Genomic DNA, 16,492 nt, shown 5'->3' with positions numbered 1-16,492 from the left:
GGTGCGGCTGTCGCCACATGAACAAGAACGGTTGCTCATCTCCTACGCCGCGGAACTGGCCCGGCGCAGGCAGGGCAGGGGCGTGAAGCTGAATCATCCCGAGGCCGTCGCGTTGATCACCGATCACGTGCTCGAGGGTGCGCGGGACGGACGCAGCGTCGCCGAACTCATGGCATCTGGGCGTGAGGTACTCGCTCGCGACGACGTGATGGACGGTGTGCCCGAGATGCTGCACGACGTTCAGGTGGAGGCGACGTTCCCGGACGGGACGAAGCTCGTCACCGTGCATCATCCGATCGGGTGATCCTGATGAACCACCGCGCGCCCGCGACGCTGACGAGCACGGCGATGCCCCAGCGCAGAGCATCGATGCCCCAGCGCAGAGCATCGCAGAAGCGCACGACGACAACGTTTTCCGAGTTCGTGATGCCGTGTCTCGGCGTGTCGGCGACACCCGCGCGGCTGCCAGAACGAGAGGTGCCATGTCCGACAACAATCCCGCGGTGATCCCCGGCGAGGTGATCGCCGCACCGGGAACCATCGAGCTCAACGCAGGAGCCGACCCCGTGACGTTGACCGTCGTGAACTCGGGTGATCGACCCGTCCAGGTCGGGAGTCACGTGCACTTCCCCCAAGCCAATTCGGCGCTCGATTTCGACAGAGCCGCCGCGCGTGGCCGTCGACTCGACATCGCCGCCGGCACCGCGGTGCGATTCGAACCCGGCATCGAGATGACCGTGACACTCGTACCGCTCGGCGGAACCCGTGAGGTGTACGGGATTTCGCTGGACGCGCCTGGAAAGGTTGACTGACATGGCAATTCTGGGACGCGACCGTTACGCACAGCTGTTCGGTCCGACGACCGGCGATCGAATTCGCCTCGCCGACACCGACTTGCTCATCGAGGTGACCGACGATCGTTCCGGCGGACCGGGTCTCGCGGGCGACGAAGCGGTTTTCGGCGGTGGCAAGGTGATTCGTGAGTCGATGGGACAGAGTCGCGCCACGCGCGCCGACGGCGCTCCCGACACCGTCATCACCGGTGTGGTCGTCCTCGATCACTGGGGAATCATCAAGGCGGACGTCGGTATTCGCGACGGCCGGATCGTCGCGCTGGGCAAGGCGGGTAACCCCGACACCATGGACGGTGTCCATCCCGATCTGGTTATCGGCGCCTCCACCGAGATCATCGCGGGCAACGGCAAGATCCTCACCGCGGGCGCCATCGACTGCCACGTCCACTTCATCTGCCCGCAGATCATGGACGAGGCGCTCGGCAACGGCATCACCACGCTGATCGGCGGCGGCACCGGTCCGGCGGAGGGGAGTAAGGCGACCACGGTGTCGCCCGGTTCGTGGCACCTCGCGTCGATGCTCGCCGCCACCGACGGCTGGCCGATGAACATCGCGCTGCTCGGCAAGGGCAACACCGTGAGTGCCGAGGCGATGCACGAACAGATCCGGGCGGGTGCGTCGGGCTTCAAACTGCACGAGGACTGGGGGAGTACCCCCGCCGCGATCGACGCGTGCCTGCGCGTCGCCGACGAGACCGGGGTGCAGGTCGCCCTGCACTCGGACACCCTCAACGAGGCGGGCTTCGTCGAGTCGACGCTCGGTGCGATCGCCGGACGCAGCATTCACGCGTATCACACCGAAGGCGCCGGAGGCGGGCACGCACCCGACATCATCACTGTCGCATCGGTTCCGAATGTGCTTCCGAGTTCGACGAATCCGACGCGCCCGCACACCGTCAACACACTCGACGAGCACCTCGACATGTTGATGGTCTGCCACCACCTCAATCCGACGGTGCCCGAGGATCTCGCGTTCGCCGAGAGTCGTATCCGACCGTCGACGATCGCCGCGGAGGACCTGCTCCACGACCTCGGGGCGATCTCGATGATCGGTTCGGATTCGCAGGCGATGGGTCGCATCGGTGAGGTGGTGTTGCGTACCTGGCAGACCGCGCATGTGATGAAACGCAAACGCGGATCACTGCCGGGCGACGGCGCAGCCGACAACAATCGCGCGCAGCGCTACATCGCCAAGTACACGATCTGCCCGGCCGTCGCGCACGGATTCGATTCCGAGATCGGGTCGGTGGAGACGGGTAAGCTCGCCGACCTCGTGCTCTGGGATCCCGCATTCTTCGGTGTCCGACCGGATCTCGTCATCAAGGGTGGCGCGATCGCGTGGGCACAGATGGGCGACGCGAACGCGTCCATCCCCACACCGCAGCCGGTACTACCGCGTCCGATGTTCGGGGCGAGCGCACCGTTGGCTGCCGCGACGTCGATCAGTTTCGTCGCACCGGGCTGCGATCCCGACCTCGCCGAGCGAATCGGTGTGCGACGCAAACTCGTTCCGGTCACCGACACGCGCGGAATCGGAAAAGCCGACATGACCAACAACGACGCGCGGCCGGAGATCACCGTCGATCCGGACACGTTCACCGTCACCGTCGACGGCGAGGTGTGGGATGCGCCGCCCGTCACCGAACTGCCCATGGCACAACGCTATTTCCTGTTCTGAGTTGTTCATGCTCCCGCTCCGATCTCGAAAACCACACCATGACCCCACCTGACCAACCATCGCGCTACGCGGGCGCGCCGCTGGCAATGATGTTGTCGCTGGCCGATTCTCGGCTACCCGTCGGCGGGCACGTGCACTCGGGGGGTGTCGAACAGGCCATCGCCGACGGTTTCATCCGTGGGGTCAGCGATCTCGCGTCCTTCCTCCATCGCCGTGTCACCACGAGCGGTCTGGTTGCTGCGTCCATCGCGGCGGCGGTCGCCGACGGCGGCCTCGACGTCGAGCGTGCGCTGCAGGAAACGGACGCACGCACGCCGTCGGCGGCCGCTCGCAAAGCGTCGATTGCTCAGGGCCGAGGAATGCTCCGATTGGCCAAACGCATGTGGCCGGAACGGGATTGGTCCTCGCACACGCCGACGACGCATCTGCCGGTCATCAGTGGCGCGGTGGGTGCGGCAAGCGCCTTGTCGGGATTTCACACCGCCCTTGTGCTCGTGTACACGACGATGAGCGGTTCGGCGACCGCGGGCCAGCGACTCCTCGCACTCGACCCCGCCGACGTGGCGCTCATGATCGCCGACCTCGGTCCCGAGTGTGAACGTGTCGCGGCGTCGGCGGCGGTGGGTCTCGCCGATCTGTCCGATCCGGTTCTCGACGTGTTCGCCGAACGCCATGAGCGACAACCGATGCCACTCTTCATGTCCTGACGTTGTCTTTCGATTCGCTCAACTCACGTAGTCCAACCCGCACTGTCCACAGTCACCGAAAGGATCACCATGCCACCGCATCTCATCGACGGAGAGCCGCACAGCCACGATCACGATCGTCCGCGACGCCACCGCGAGCCGGGCGAGGCGTTGCGGATCGGCGTCGGCGGGCCGGTCGGCTCGGGCAAGACGGCTCTGGTTGCCGCGCTGTGCCGTCAGCTTCGTGAGGAACTCTCCGTCGCGGTCCTGACCAACGACATCTACACCACCGAGGACGCAGACTTCTTGCGGCGCAACGCCGTTCTGCCCGACGAGCGCATCACCGCTGTGCAGACGGGTGGTTGTCCGCACACCGCGATCCGCGACGACATCACGGCGAATCTCGACGCGATCGACGACCTGGTCGCAGCGAATCCACCGCTCGATCTGATTCTGGTCGAATCCGGTGGCGACAACCTCACCGCAACCTTCTCGACCGGCCTGATCGACGTGCAGATCTTCGTGATCGACGTCGCCGGTGGCGACAAGGTGCCCCGCAAGGGCGGACCGGGCGTCACTTTCTCGGATCTGTTGGTGATCAATAAGACCGACCTCGCCGAGCGGGTCAATGCCGATCTCGACGTCATGCGTCGCGACGCCGCCAAGGTTCGCGACGACCGACCGACCGCGATGATCTCGTTGACCGACGACCCGGCGGCCACCGATGTGTTGGCGTGGGTTCGCACGCAACTCGCGGCCCCCGTGGCGACGGGGTAATGCGTACCAGAGTCGAGATCGTCGTCGAGCCCGGTCGGCGCTTCCGACACCGGGCATCCGGTGGACTGGCTGTGCGCCAAACGGGTTCGCAGGCAGCGCATCTCATCGGAACGGCGGCAACTCCGCTCGGCGGTGACGACATCGAGGTGCGCGTCATCGTCGAAGCGGGCGCCCACCTCGACCTCGGCAGTGTTGCCGCGACCATCGCGCTGCCGTCGACGCGGCGTGTCGATTCGACGATGTCGTGGCACATCGAACTCGGGCCAGGTGCCCGGTTGCACCTGCATCCAGAGCCGACCGTCGTCGCGGCCGGTGCTGATCATCGGTCGGAGATCGTGGTCGGAATGGCCGACGACGCGATCCTCACCCTCGCCGAAGACGTGCAGATCGGACGTTCTGCGGAATTCGGCGACAAGGACGCCGCCGGGCGCTGGGAGGGCGGACTGCACGTCGATGTCGGTGACGCCCCCGCGCTGCGACACCGGGTCGCGCTAGGTGTCGGCTCCAGCGCCCATCGGACCGGCCTTCGCGCGGCCAGCAGCGTCTTCCGTTACCCGGATACGCGCGATGATCAGGTCGACGGAGAGGCTTTCGCCGCCCGCCTGAGCCTGGCATCGGGCGGGTCGCTCGCTACCGCACTCGGAGAGAATGTCGCACAGACACGGCGCCTCGTCGACGAGATGGAACTCGCGACGATGGCGCCGTGACCTGAACCAGAAGTCGAGCCGGCGGTCAGCTCGCCTTGGTATCGGTTTTCTTCGCGACCTCGGCGTCGGCCTCCGATTTCTTCGCGTCGGCACCGACCGATTCGCCCTCCACCTCGTAGATGGGCTTGTTCTCGAGTTCGGAGAGATGCCCGATGGCGGTGCGGGCGTAGACCTGCTGCTCGGTCACCGCGAGCTGTGTGCGACCGCGGGTGCTGAACGCGAAGAACCAATTGATCAGCGTGTTGAGGCGGTTACGGAAGCCGACCAGATAGACCAGGTGCAGCGCCAACCAGCCGACCCATGCGAAGTAGCCTTCGGTCTCGAACCGCTTGTCGGTACCCGGAATCGGAACCGACATCACCGCGGAGAAGCGCGAGACCGTCGCCATCGAACCCTTGTCGTGGTACGAGAACGGCTTGCGCTGTTGCGGGGTCTGACCCTTGAGCTCGTTCTTGATGCAGTCGGCCGCGTACCGACCACCCTGGATCGCGCCCTGCGCCATGCCCGGCACACCCTCGACGGACATCATGTCGCCGACGACGAAGACGTCGGGGTAGCCGGGGATCGACAGGTCGGCGAGCACCTTGACGCGGCCCGCGCGATCGAGTTCGACGCCCGACTGCTCTGCGAGTTGCTTGCCGAGTGGGCTGGCCTGAACACCGGCCGACCACACCTTGCACTGCGACTCGATTCGACGGGTCGTGCCGTCCTTCTCCTTCACCACGAGACCGTCGTAGTCGACGTCGACGACCATTGCGTTGAGCTGGATCTCGACGCCGAGCTTCTCGAGGCGCTTGGCGGCCTTGGATCCGAGCTTCGGACCCATCGGCGGAAGGACGGCGGGCGCGGCGTCGAGCAGGATCACCCTCGCCTGGGTGGGATCGATGTTGCGGAATGCGCCCTTGAGGGTCTTGTCGCTCATCTCGGCGATCTGCCCTGCGAGTTCGACACCCGTCGGTCCGGCTCCCACGACGACGAACGTGAGCAACTTGTCGCGCTCGGCCGGATCGTCGGACAGTTCTGCCTGCTCGAATGCACCGAGAATCCGACCTCGCAGTTCGAGCGCGTCGTCGATCGTCTTCATGCCGGGGGCGAACTCGGCGAACTGGTCGTTGCCGAAGTACGACTGGTCGGCGCCTGCCGCGATGATCAGTTTGTCGAAGGGTGTCTCGGTCACTCTTTCGAGCAGACGTGACTTGACGACCTTGTTCTTCAGATCGATCTCGAAGACGTCACCCATGATGACGGCGGTGTTGTTCTGCTTCCGCAGTACGACGCGGGTTGCCGGAGCGATTTCACCCTCGGCGACGATTCCGGTCGCAACCTGATAGAGCATGGGCTGGAACAGATGGTGCGTGGTCTTGGCAACCAACGTGACGTCGACGTCGGCCTTGCGGAGTCGCTGCGCGGCGAACAATCCGCCGAATCCCGAGCCGATGATGACGACACGGGGACGAGCGGGGGCTGTCGGAGCGGGGCTGCTCATGATCGAGAACATCTCCTTCGCGCATTGCAGGAACGACGCGCAGGGCGCGCGTACATCTCAACGGTAGTCAATGATCAGTCGTAGGTCGCGGTGAGCCTTGGGTTGACGCCGAACTGCTCGCGCGGCCGTGTTGCGGACGGCGTCACGTATGTCTGATGTGGCACGTCACCCCGACGTCACGCCGGAAGGTTCATCACCTGGTGTCGACGTGCGTCGGCGCCCATGACCAGCGCTTCCCAATGGTGTCTGAGCAGCTCGTACTCGAGTTCTCCGAGGTTGTCGCGATTCCCGTGAGCATGCTCGTACCGCCTGCCGAGGTGGTCGCCGCCCGCGCGAACGCCCGACACCCGCATACCGAGCTTTTCCATCACACGTCGCGACGAGGAATTGCGCAGAGTGGTGCTCGCGAAGACACGCTCGGTGTGCAGTTCGTCGAATGCGAGTCCGACGACGGCGCGGGCAGCCTCGGTGGCGAGGCCACGGCCCCACGTGTCGCGGCGCAGCCGATAGCTCAGCTCCATCTCCGAGCGCTGACTGTGACGCGGCGCCCGCAGGAGCACCCAGCCGAGAAATGCCTGATAGCGCTGGTCGATGGCGATCCACATCCCACCCCGACCGGTGCTCAGTTCCGCTCGGGCGCGGGGAATGACCCAGTCGGAGATCTCGGCACGCGGCGTCGGGCGCCCGTCCGAGACAAATCGCATGACCTCGGGATCGGAGTCGAGAAACACGAGTGCATCGACGTCGGTCGAGTCGACCGGTCGCAGCCGTAGACGGCGAGTCTCAACGTTCACACATCCCCCAAGAAAACCGAGCGTGCCGGGTGGTTCGTGGCCCCCTGCAAGTCTCTCCCCGGTCAGGGAGTCTACGTAGTCTCAGCCCGAGCCGGGTCAGATCATCGCGGTGTGTCGTGCGCGTCTCCGACGCGGTGTGCCAGGGGCGTCTCCGACGCGGCGCCTGTCGAAGACTCCCCGCCGCCGATGTCGGTTCCGCCGGATAGGCTGCGGAGCGTGCAGATACCACTATTCCGATCGTCGGTGGCGGGCCCGGTAGCGAAACAGCCGCCGACGCCAGCCCCGGCACGGTGTCGCCGTCGGGTGCGACCACGGTCTCCCTACAGTTGCGCTGGGGCGACATGGATGTCAACAAACATGTCAACAACGTGCAGTTCGCTCGACTGCTCGAAGAAAGTCGTGTGCGCACGTTCGCGGAGTGGTTCGAGGGGGTATCGGTAGTGCTACCGATACTGGTCGCGCGTCAGATCATCGAGTTCCGCGCAGTGCTCGAGTACTCGTTCGACCCGGTCACCATTACCACCGGCGTCTCGCGAATCGGGCGGACGTCGTACACGATGTCCGCCGTCCTGACCGATCCGTCCGGTCTCGTGTGCGCCGTTGCCGAGACCACGCTCGTCGCCATCGACCCGAGTACTTCTCGCCCGCGACCCCTCTCCGACGATGCCCGCGCCATTCTCGAATCGCATCGCATCGAGCCGCAGCCGATGCACACGAACTGACCGCGGTCGGAATCACCCGTGTTGACCCTTCACCGCGCAGAGCGCAGCGATACCCTCGCCGACGCACTCGCCGACGTACTGCGGGTTCCGCTTGCCGATCCGATGGCAACCGAGGTCATCTCAGTGCCTGCGCGCGGCGTCGAACGATGGCTGACCCAACACCTCGCGACCACATTGGGTGCAGGCGCCGGCGGAACCGACGGGATCGCCGCGAACATCGACTTCTCGTCACCTGCGGCACTGAGCGAAGCCGTCGTGGATGCCGTCCGTACAACGCCGCGTTCGCACGCAGGACCGTACGGTCGTCACGACCCCTGGGAACCAGCACGAATGGTGTGGCAGGTCCTCGCCGTTCTCGACGAGAACATCGACGATCCGGCACTCGACATCATTGCGCGACATATCGGTTCGGGTCGCTCCGCGACGGCAGGCGACAGTGATCTTCGGATCGGCCGACGCGTCGCCACCGCTCGCCATCTCGCCGACCTCTTCGATCGGTACGGACGCCAGCGCCCCGCGATGCTTGTCGAATGGGCCAACGGCCACGACACCGACGGATCCGGGGCGGCACTCGCATCGGACATGAAGTGGCAGGCCCGATTCTGGCGGGCGGTACACGCACGGGTCGGCGTCGACCATCCCGCGCTTCTGCTCGACGACGTGTGCGCACGCGTCCGCGCCGACCCCGATGCCGTCGACCTCCCCGAACGCGTCAGTGTCTTCGGTGCGACTCAAGTGACCGAATCATTCCGACAGATACTGTCTGCACTCGCACGCCATCGCGATGTGCACCTGTTTCTGCCGCACCCGTCGCCTGCGCTGTGGGCATCGGTGGCGCGCGCCAAGACACAGACGGGCGCCGAGACCGTCGATCAGGTGCGTCGCGCCGACCGGCCGATCCCCGCGATCGATCATCCGCTGCTCGCCGGGCTGTCGCGCGATGTCCAGGAACTCCAGCAACGCATCGCCCCTATCGTCGACAGCGACATCTATCACGAGTCTCGAGCCGGGGCGGGCGTCAACTCGAGCCGTCTGCTTCCGCGCCTGCAGGCCGACCTGCGCGACGACACGGTGCACCCGACCACGGCGGCGGCCGACTCGTCGCTCGAGATACACGCGTGCCACGGCGCCGAGCGGCAGGTCGAGGTCATGCGCGACAGACTGCTGCACCTGTTCGCCGACGATGCGACGCTCGAACCGCGCGACGTCCTGATCATGTGTCCCGACGTCGAGTCGTTCGCGCCGCTCATCCGTGGTGCCTTCGGTCAATCCGGCCTCGACCACCCGGCGTTCAACCTCCGAGTGCGCCTGGCCGACCGCGGCCCCCGTCAGGTGAACCCGGTCCTCGACGTGGTGGCGTCGATCGTCGAACTCGCCGCGAGTCGAGCAGCGGCAGGAGATGTGGTCGACCTGTTGAGCCGTTCGCCGGTTCGGTCCCGGTTCGCGATGGACGACGACGATCTCGACATGATTCGGGAGTGGTTGGCGCACAGCAACATTCGCTGGGGTCTCGGAGAGAATGAACGCGCTCGATTCGGACTGTCCGGCTTCCGTCAGGGGACCTTCGCGAGCGGAGTCGATCGCATCGCTCTCGGAGCAGTCGCCGAGGAGGCCGACGGCGAATGGTTGGGCGCCGCGCTCCCGCTGGCGGGTGTGGAGAGTACCGAGATCGACTTGGCCGGCAGGTTCACGGAATTCGTCGACCGGCTCGCAGACCTCTTCGACCGCATGGGCGGTCGTTCCTCCCGTGCAGCGTGGCAACAGACGCTGATCGACGTCGTCGACCAGCTCACGCTGTCCGATCCTGGCGAGGAATGGCAACGGGCACAGGCGGTCCGGGTGATAACGGACGCTCTTGACGCCGATGAGTCCGATTCGCAGCATCTGCTGCTCGCCGACATCCGTGACCTGATGGCCGGGGTGGTGGCGGGGAGACCGACGCGCGCCAACTTCCGGACCGGCGAACTGACCGTCTGCACCATGGTGCCGATGCGTTCGGTGCCACACCGTGTGATCGTGCTCCTCGGAGTCGACGCCGACACTTTCCCACGCGCACAGCGCACCGATGGCGACGATGTCCTCGGCCGTGATCCGCTTGTCGGGGAACGGAATCCGCGCGACGAAGACAGGCAGCTGTTCCTCGATGCGATCGGCGCCGCCGGGGACTCGCTACTCGTGTTCTACAACGGAGCCGACCCGGTGAACGGAAGCCGCATCCCGCCCGCGGTGGTCGTCAGCGAACTCGCCGAGAGTGTCGCCACCCTGCGAGGACTCGACGACCCCTCCGACGTCGTCATCACCCACACCCTGCACGGATTCGATCGGTTGAATTTCACCCCCGGCGCGATCGGTTCGATTCCGACACCATTCAGCTTCGACGCCGAGTTGCTCGCGGGCGCACAGGCTCTCGACTCTGACGCGGTGCCGTCCGCGCGATTGTCCGACGCCGAGGTCGGCGATCTCGAACCCACCGACATCGAGTTGCGCGACCTCGTCGCGTTCCTCGCGAATCCGATCGAGGGCTTCGTGCGTCAGCGACTCGGGGCACGAATGCCAGACGACGATCGGGCACACACCGACGAACTCGACGTAGAACTCGATGCTCTCGACAGGTGGGGCGTCGGCGACCGATTCCTACGACAGATGCTCGCGGGCGACGATCTCGTCACCTGTCAGGCAGCAGAGCTGCGACGTGGCAACCTGCCTCCATACGAATTCGGGCGCCGTGAGTTGGTCGAGATCTCCGAAACGGTGTCACGTGTGTACGACGCGGTCGCCTCGGTACGCACGCAGCCGCCGGTCACCCGCGACGTCGTCGTCACCTTGCCCGACGGTCGTCGCGTCCACGGCAGCATCGCCGACATCGTCGAGAACTCGCCGTTCGGAACGACGATCGTCACCGCGACGTACTCCCGTGTGCGGGCCAAGCAGCGATTGACCGCGTGGCTGGGATTGCTGCTCCTCGCGGCGTCGGCCGCCGACGCGTCACCGCCGTCGGCGCTCGTCGTCGGCCGCGGCGGCGCGGGAGCGGTTGCCCAGTCCATGCTCACTGCTCCCGACGACGCACGCGCCGTGCTCAACGATCTGGTGCGTCTCCGCGACCTCGGGTTGCGCTCGCCGATTCCGCTGCCGCTCGAACCCGCGGAGGAGTACGCCACCAAGGTGCGCGCAGGCGTCCGTTCGGACGCGGCGGTGGAAACCGCGCGACGCAGCTTCGACGGGATGTTCGGCGCGGGCACCGACACCTACCTGCGCTTCGTGTTCGGGGCCGACGTGACGTCGTCGGTCGCATTCGACGAGATCCTGCGGATGTCGACCTCCGACGACCCCCGGTGGGCCGGGCTGATCCTGCCCGGAGAGGCCGAGGCGCCGCTGTTCACCAGGCTCGCCCGCGCCCTCTGGAACCCACTCCTCGACCACGAGACGATGTCATGACCGAAGCGCACACCATCCCCGACACGGGGACACCGGGGTCCGAAACCGCCCCTGCGCCACAGTCTTTGGAGGGCTCTGTACCACAGCCTTTCGACGTTGCAGCACCGTTGCCCGGCGGCACAACGGTCCTCGAGGCCAGCGCTGGGACAGGTAAGACGTATGCGATTGTCGGCGTCGCTGCTCGACAGATCGCCGACGGCCTGCCGATCGACAAGCTGCTGTTGGTCACGTTCAGCCGCTCGGCGAGTGCCGAACTGCGCGAGCGTATGCGCGCACGCCTCGCCGACCTCGTCGTCGCGCTCGATCCGGCCCGCGTGCACACCGATCGCGACGGCGACGACGACCCGGTGCTGCGTGCGGTGCTGACCGGGAGTCCCGACGAGATCGGCGCGCGCCGTGGACGTCTCATGCAGGCGCTCTCCGATTTCGACGCCTCGACGATCGCGACGACACACACGTTCTGCAATCGGATGCTCGAAGCCCTGGGTTTCCTCGGCGAACGCGAACTGATCTACGACGTCGTCGAAGACACCGACGACATCGTCGAACAGACCGCGCTCGATCTGTACCTGTCGTCGTATGCGGGTGATGCCGACCGCCCCCCGTTTTCTGTCGGCGAGGCGATGGCGATCGCGCGCGAGGCCGTCCGGAGCGCGGGGGTGCCGCTGGCGCCGCAACCCGACGACACCGCAGACGCCACACCGTCGGCCGCAACCCAGCGCGTGCGATTCTGCGAGCGCGTGCGCAGCCGCGTCGAACGTCGCAAGCGCCTCGCGCGACTGCGGACCTACGACGACCTCCAGATGATCCTGTACCGGGTCGTCACCGACCCGGAGTTCGGTGAGGCGGCGTGCAAGCGCATCCGGGCCTCGTTCGAATTGATCCTCGTCGACGAATTCCAGGACACCGACCCGTTCCAGTGGGAGATCCTGCGGCGCTGCTTTCACGGGCATCGACAACTGGTTCTCGTCGGCGATCCGAAACAGTCGATCTACGCGTTCCGTGGTGCGGAGGTCCGCAGCTACCTGACGGCCGTCGACGTCGCCGATTCGCTCCGTGCGCTCGACACGAATCACCGTTCCGATGCCGACCTCGTGACCGCGCTGGATCGGATCTACGGCGGCGCGAGCCTCGGTGATCGATCGATCACGGTGCACCCCGTTCGGGCCGCGCGGTCGGGGAGTCGGATCTCCGGTGCACCGGCTCTGCGCATGCGCGCCCTGTCGCGAAGCGATTTCACCATCCGCGGGAAGAGTGGATTCCCTTCGGTTGCCGACGTCCGGTCCGCGATCACGGCCGACGTCGCGAACGACATCGCCCGGCTCCTCGCCTCCGACACCCGGCTCGACACCGGCGACGGACCACGCGCTGTCACCCCGGGCGACATCGCGATTCTCGTTCGCACGAACGGCACCATCGAGCCGCTGCAGCGAGCGCTGTCGGAACTCGGCATCGCCTCAGTCGTCGGCACCGGGACCAGCGTCTTCCGTACGATCGGTGCGCTGCACTGGTTGTGGGTGATCCGTGCGATCGAGCAACCGGCGCGCGCCGACCGCGTCCGACTTGCCGCGTTGACGCCCCTGATCGGTTGGGACGCAAGCGAACTCGCAGAGGCTTCCGATACCCGCCTCGCGGAGCTGTCATCGATGTTCGCCGAACTGGGTCGAGTCTTCGCCGACGGTGGGTTCGCGGCCCTGTCTCAGCGTCTCCTCGCAGCCGAGAACGTCGCCGGCCGAGTGCTCGGAATCGAGGACGGCGAACGTGCACTGACCGATCTGCTGCAGGTGGCGTCGCTGGTGAACAAGCACGTCGTCGAGAACGAGTGCGGGCTGGCAGGTGTCGTGGAGTGGCTTGCGGATCGCATCGCCGATGAATCCCAGTGGCGGCGCCACGAAGATCAGACCAGACGTCTCGACCGCGACACCCATGTCGTGCAGATCATGACTGTGCACGCGAGCAAGGGACTGGAGTTCCCGATCGTGTACGTGCCGTTCGGTTGGGACGCCGCGCGGGTCTCGAAGCCGAAAACCTTTCGCTACCACGACGATGCCGGTCGCCGTCACCTCGACGTCGGTGGCGAGGGGACTCGCGGCTGGGGTGAGCGGATCGCGCGTCGTAACGAGGAGGAAGCGGGCGAGGACCTCCGCCTGCTCTACGTCGCATTGACGCGCGCCTCGTCACAGGTCGTCATGCACTGGGCACCGTCGTTCAACACGTCGAAGGGTCCACTGCACCGATTGTTGTTCGGACGCCGAGAACACGCAGGCGAGACGCGACGCGGCACCGACGCCGAGACCGTGCCGACCTCGGTGAACGTGCCGGACGACCACACGTGCGTGTCGACGCTGCGTGCGCTCGCGGCCGATCCGCCGGTGTCGATCAGTGTCGAGCACGCCGACGACTCGCCGGCACCGGTGTGGACACCGCCAGATGACGACGAAAGCCGCCCCGAACTCGACGTCGCGCGGTTCACTCGCACGATCGACCAGCAGTGGCGTCGCACCTCGTACTCGGCCCTGATCGCCGGTGCCGCGCACCGACATCCGACCCTGACAACCGGCAGCGAACCCGAGGTCGGCTCCGCTGCCGACGGCGAGTTGATCACCGACGAGCCTGCCGATCCCGCCGACACTCTCGACTCCGGCGATCCTTATGCGGCAACGGATCCGGCAGCCGGACAGGCCTCGGCGCTTCCCGAAGGAACACCGTCGCTGATGAACGGCATGCCATTCGGAGCGGCCTTCGGAACACTGGTCCACGAGGTGCTCGAATACGTCGACACCGCAGCACCCGATATCGACGACCATGTCCGCGAACTGTGTGCTACGTCCGCGACCAGGCACGCACTCGACGTCGACGTCGATGATCTCGCCGCCGCGTTACGTGCCGTACTGACAACCCCACTGGCGTCGCTCGGAGGCACCCTGTGGTCGGTCAGGCCGCGAGATCGGCTGGCAGAGTTGGACTTCGAGTTCCCGCTCGGTAACGCGGCGTCGACGCCTGCCGCGGCGGTCCTGTCCGACGTCGCCGCCCTGATGAATCACCATCTCCCCGAAGCGGATCCGCTACGTGCCTACGCCGAGTCGCTCGCCGAGATGCCGCCGCGCGCATTGCGCGGCTATCTCACCGGAAGTATCGACTCGGTGCTACGCACGTCCGACGGCCGATACGTCGTCGTCGACTACAAGACCAACCGGTTGCGTCCGGGCGAGCTGAGCGCTGAAGACTTCACCGCCGATGCAATGGCCGCAGAGATGATCGGCGCACACTATCCGCTGCAGGCACTGCTGTATTCCGTTGCGCTGCACCGCTATCTTCGCTGGCGACTGCCCGGCTACACGCCTGCCGAGCACCTCGGTCCGGTGCAGTACCACTTCGTGCGCGGGATGGTGGGCGCCGACACCCCACCGGGTTGCGGGGTCTACGAATGGGACATCCCCACCGCGTTGGTCACCGAGTTGTCGGATCTACTCGCGGGCATCGAAGGAGGCGACGACCGGTGAGCACCGACAATCCCGGTGTGCTGACCATCGACGATGCGCGGCGGGTTCGTGACGCCGACGGCATCCTCGCCGATGCAAACGCCGCAGGCCTTTTCGCTGCATCCGATCTGCACATCACGTCGCGCATGGTCCGCATGTGTGGCGAGCCGGTCGCGGTCGCGGCTCAGGTCGCCATCGCACTCGCCGTTCGTTCGGTGCGCCTCGGGTCGACATGTTTCGCGCTCACCACCGTCGACGAACTCCCGGGCGCGCAATCACTCGCGCTTCCGAGTGCCGCCGAGATGCTCGCCGAACTGCGCGGTTGTCCGCTGGTCGTCGGTGCCCGCGGGTCGACGCTGCAGCCCGTGGTGTTGATGGACTCCGACGACGGCCCGTTGGTCTACCTGCAGAAGTACTTCCGCCAGGAGCAATCGATCCGCCAGACGCTCGCCAACCGTGCGACCAGTGCACCTGACGTCGATGTCGAGGCGGTGCGGGCGCAGGTTGCGCAGGTGTTCGCCGACAGCACCGCAGAGCCGCGGCAGCGCCTCGCCGCCGAGGTTGCCGCCTCGCACTGGACGTCGATCCTCGCCGGTGGCCCGGGAACGGGAAAGACGTACACCGTCGCTCGGATTCTGGCGGTTCTCGACAGTCTCGCGGGGGGCGACCTCCGCATCGGGATGTGCGCACCAACTGGTCGCGCGGCAGCCCAGTTGCAGGCGTCGGTCGACCTCGACGGGACGCTGCCCACCTCGGTGCGGGCGGTGACCGTGCACAGCCTTCTCGGCTGGCGGCCGGGCTCGACGCCGCGGTACGGGCTGGCCAACAAGCTGCCACACGACGTGATCGTGGTCGACGAGACATCGATGCTGTCGATGACCGCGATGAGCCGACTACTCGACGCCGTGCGCTCGGATGCGCGACTGATTCTCGTCGGCGATCCCCATCAGCTGGCCTCGGTGGAGGCGGGTGCGGTCCTCGCCGACCTCGTCGAGCGCGCTCCCGGCCCACCATCGGGTCAGGCGTCCGCGACGACGGCAGGTGATCCCTCGATCGAGATGAATGCCGACGAATCAGCGCGTCTGAGAGACGGAGTGGTCACGCTGCGTCGGGGTTTTCGATTCGGCGGACAGATCTCGCGCGTGGCCGATGCGGTCAATCGTGGCGACGCAGATGCTGTCGTCGACCTCGTCACCTCGGCCGACATCGACGACGTACAACTCGTCGCGCCAGACAAGCTCGACGCTGTTCACGACGACATCGTCGCCTGGGGCACGGCACTGCACCGCGCGGCACACACCGGTGACGTCGACGCCGCATTGGCGGCGCTCGACTCGCACCGGATCCTGTGCGCGCATCGTGAGGGACTCTGGGGCGTGCGTGGCTGGCAGCGACGCGTTGCCGACTGGCTGTCGGAGTCGCCGGGCCTTCCGCGGATCGAGCTCGACACGATGGTGTGGTCTTTGGGTGAGCCGCTGCTGGTGACGTCGAACGACCGGCAGACCGGGACGTTCAACGGCGACTGTGGAGTGGTGGTTCGTGCCGGTGGCGAGACCGATTCCGATCGCCTCGAAGTCGCATTCCGCCGTGGCGCGCAGGAGCGGCTGATCGCACCGGTGCAGCTGCCCGACGTCGCGCCGGCATACGCGATGACGATTCACCGCAGCCAGGGAAGTCAGTTCGGAGGTGTCACCATCGTGCTGCCGCCCTCGGGATCGGAGCTGCTGACCCGCGAGCTTCTCTACACCGCGATCACGCGTGCACGTACTCGTGTGCGAATCGTCGGAACGCGAGAAGTGTTGGCCGAGGCCGTCACTCGCCGTGTCCATCGGGCGAGCGGGTTGCGGTCGGCGGTCCGGGAACTGGCCTGA

General features: G+C 66.4%; 12 protein-coding genes. 10 read left to right on the top strand and 2 right to left on the bottom strand.

All coding sequences use genetic code 11. From position 1 onward, the window contains the following. Position 1: 1 nt before the first annotated feature. The 6 genes from GOSPT_RS13705 (at position 2) to GOSPT_RS13680 (ending at position 4,702) form a co-directional block, all read left to right on the top strand. Complete coding sequence (locus tag GOSPT_RS13705) at positions 2-304, top strand: urease subunit gamma (protein ID WP_005206833.1); 303 nt, start codon at positions 2-4, stop codon at positions 302-304. Positions 305-482: 178 nt separating this feature from the next. Then, complete coding sequence (locus GOSPT_RS13700) at positions 483-812, top strand: urease subunit beta (RefSeq protein ID WP_005206832.1); 330 nt, start codon at positions 483-485, stop codon at positions 810-812. Position 813: 1 nt separating this feature from the next. Then, a complete protein-coding gene (locus GOSPT_RS13695) occupies positions 814-2,532 on the top strand; it encodes an urease subunit alpha (protein WP_005206831.1) in 1,719 nt (572 codons plus the stop codon). Positions 2,533-2,570: 38 nt separating this feature from the next. Then, positions 2,571-3,239 carry an urease accessory protein UreF gene (locus tag GOSPT_RS13690; protein WP_005206830.1) on the top strand — a complete coding sequence of 223 codons (669 nt, stop codon included), beginning with the start codon at positions 2,571-2,573 and terminating at the stop codon, positions 3,237-3,239. 69 nt (positions 3,240-3,308) lie between these two features. Then, positions 3,309-3,995 (top strand): urease accessory protein UreG, encoded by a 687-nt coding sequence (gene ureG, locus GOSPT_RS13685; protein ID WP_005206829.1) that lies wholly within the window; start codon positions 3,309-3,311, stop codon positions 3,993-3,995. Then, positions 3,995-4,702: an urease accessory protein UreD gene (locus GOSPT_RS13680; RefSeq protein ID WP_005206828.1), complete on the top strand. Its 708-nt coding sequence runs from the start codon at positions 3,995-3,997 to the stop codon at positions 4,700-4,702. Before ureG ends, GOSPT_RS13680 begins: the two co-directional genes overlap by 1 nt. 25 nt (positions 4,703-4,727) lie before the next feature. On the opposite strand, the gene GOSPT_RS13675 is transcribed toward GOSPT_RS13680, so the two are convergent. Both GOSPT_RS13675 and GOSPT_RS13670 read right to left on the bottom strand, forming a co-directional pair. Continuing rightward, the gene (locus GOSPT_RS13675) at positions 4,728-6,188 is read right to left on the bottom strand and encodes an NAD(P)/FAD-dependent oxidoreductase (protein WP_005206826.1); all 1,461 of its coding nucleotides are present in this window, start codon (positions 6,186-6,188) and stop codon (positions 4,728-4,730) included. 176 nt (positions 6,189-6,364) lie between these two features. After that, entirely contained in the window at positions 6,365-6,982 is a 618-nt protein-coding gene (locus GOSPT_RS13670) for a GNAT family N-acetyltransferase (protein WP_005206823.1), read from the bottom strand. 341 nt (positions 6,983-7,323) lie between these two features. Between GOSPT_RS13670 and GOSPT_RS13665 the strand changes: the two genes are divergently transcribed. The 4 genes from GOSPT_RS13665 to recD are packed head-to-tail and all read left to right on the top strand — an operon-like array spanning position 7,324 to position 16,492. Beyond that, positions 7,324-7,704 carry an acyl-CoA thioesterase gene (locus tag GOSPT_RS13665; protein WP_051993905.1) on the top strand — a complete coding sequence of 127 codons (381 nt, stop codon included), beginning with the start codon at positions 7,324-7,326 and terminating at the stop codon, positions 7,702-7,704. An 18-nt stretch (positions 7,705-7,722) separates the two neighbouring features. After that, the gene (gene recC, locus GOSPT_RS13660; RefSeq protein WP_005206819.1) at positions 7,723-11,139 is read left to right on the top strand and encodes an exodeoxyribonuclease V subunit gamma; all 3,417 of its coding nucleotides are present in this window, start codon (positions 7,723-7,725) and stop codon (positions 11,137-11,139) included. Continuing rightward, positions 11,136-14,642, top strand: a complete 3,507-nt coding sequence (locus tag GOSPT_RS13655; protein ID WP_005206818.1) for a UvrD-helicase domain-containing protein — start codon at positions 11,136-11,138, stop codon at positions 14,640-14,642. Before recC ends, GOSPT_RS13655 begins: the two co-directional genes overlap by 4 nt. After that, entirely contained in the window at positions 14,639-16,492 is a 1,854-nt protein-coding gene (recD, locus tag GOSPT_RS13650; RefSeq protein WP_005206816.1) for an exodeoxyribonuclease V subunit alpha, read from the top strand. The genes GOSPT_RS13655 and recD overlap by 4 nt, the downstream gene beginning before the upstream one ends.

This window comes from Gordonia sputi NBRC 100414 (genome assembly GCF_000248055.1).
GTDB lineage: Bacteria > Actinomycetota > Actinomycetes > Mycobacteriales > Mycobacteriaceae > Gordonia > Gordonia sputi.
Note: the sequence above shows the minus strand (reverse complement) of the source record. Positions and strands in the feature narration are given on the sequence as shown.

What these genes read in the sequence shown, in the direction of transcription:
- GOSPT_RS13700 (WP_005206832.1), top strand. Translation starts at nt 483, where the DNA reads ATGTCCGACAACAATCCCGCGGTGATCCCCGGCGAGGTGATCGCCGCA.
- GOSPT_RS13695 (WP_005206831.1), top strand. Translation starts at nt 814, where the DNA reads ATGGCAATTCTGGGACGCGACCGTTACGCACAGCTGTTCGGTCCGACG.
- GOSPT_RS13690 (WP_005206830.1), top strand. Translation starts at nt 2,571, where the DNA reads ATGACCCCACCTGACCAACCATCGCGCTACGCGGGCGCGCCGCTGGCA.
- ureG (WP_005206829.1), top strand. Translation starts at nt 3,309, where the DNA reads ATGCCACCGCATCTCATCGACGGAGAGCCGCACAGCCACGATCACGAT.
- GOSPT_RS13680 (WP_005206828.1), top strand. Translation starts at nt 3,995, where the DNA reads ATGCGTACCAGAGTCGAGATCGTCGTCGAGCCCGGTCGGCGCTTCCGA.
- GOSPT_RS13675 (WP_005206826.1), bottom strand. Translation starts at nt 6,188, where the DNA reads ATGAGCAGCCCCGCTCCGACAGCCCCCGCTCGTCCCCGTGTCGTCATC.
- GOSPT_RS13665 (WP_051993905.1), top strand. Translation starts at nt 7,324, where the DNA reads ATGGATGTCAACAAACATGTCAACAACGTGCAGTTCGCTCGACTGCTC.
- GOSPT_RS13655 (WP_005206818.1), top strand. Translation starts at nt 11,136, where the DNA reads ATGACCGAAGCGCACACCATCCCCGACACGGGGACACCGGGGTCCGAA.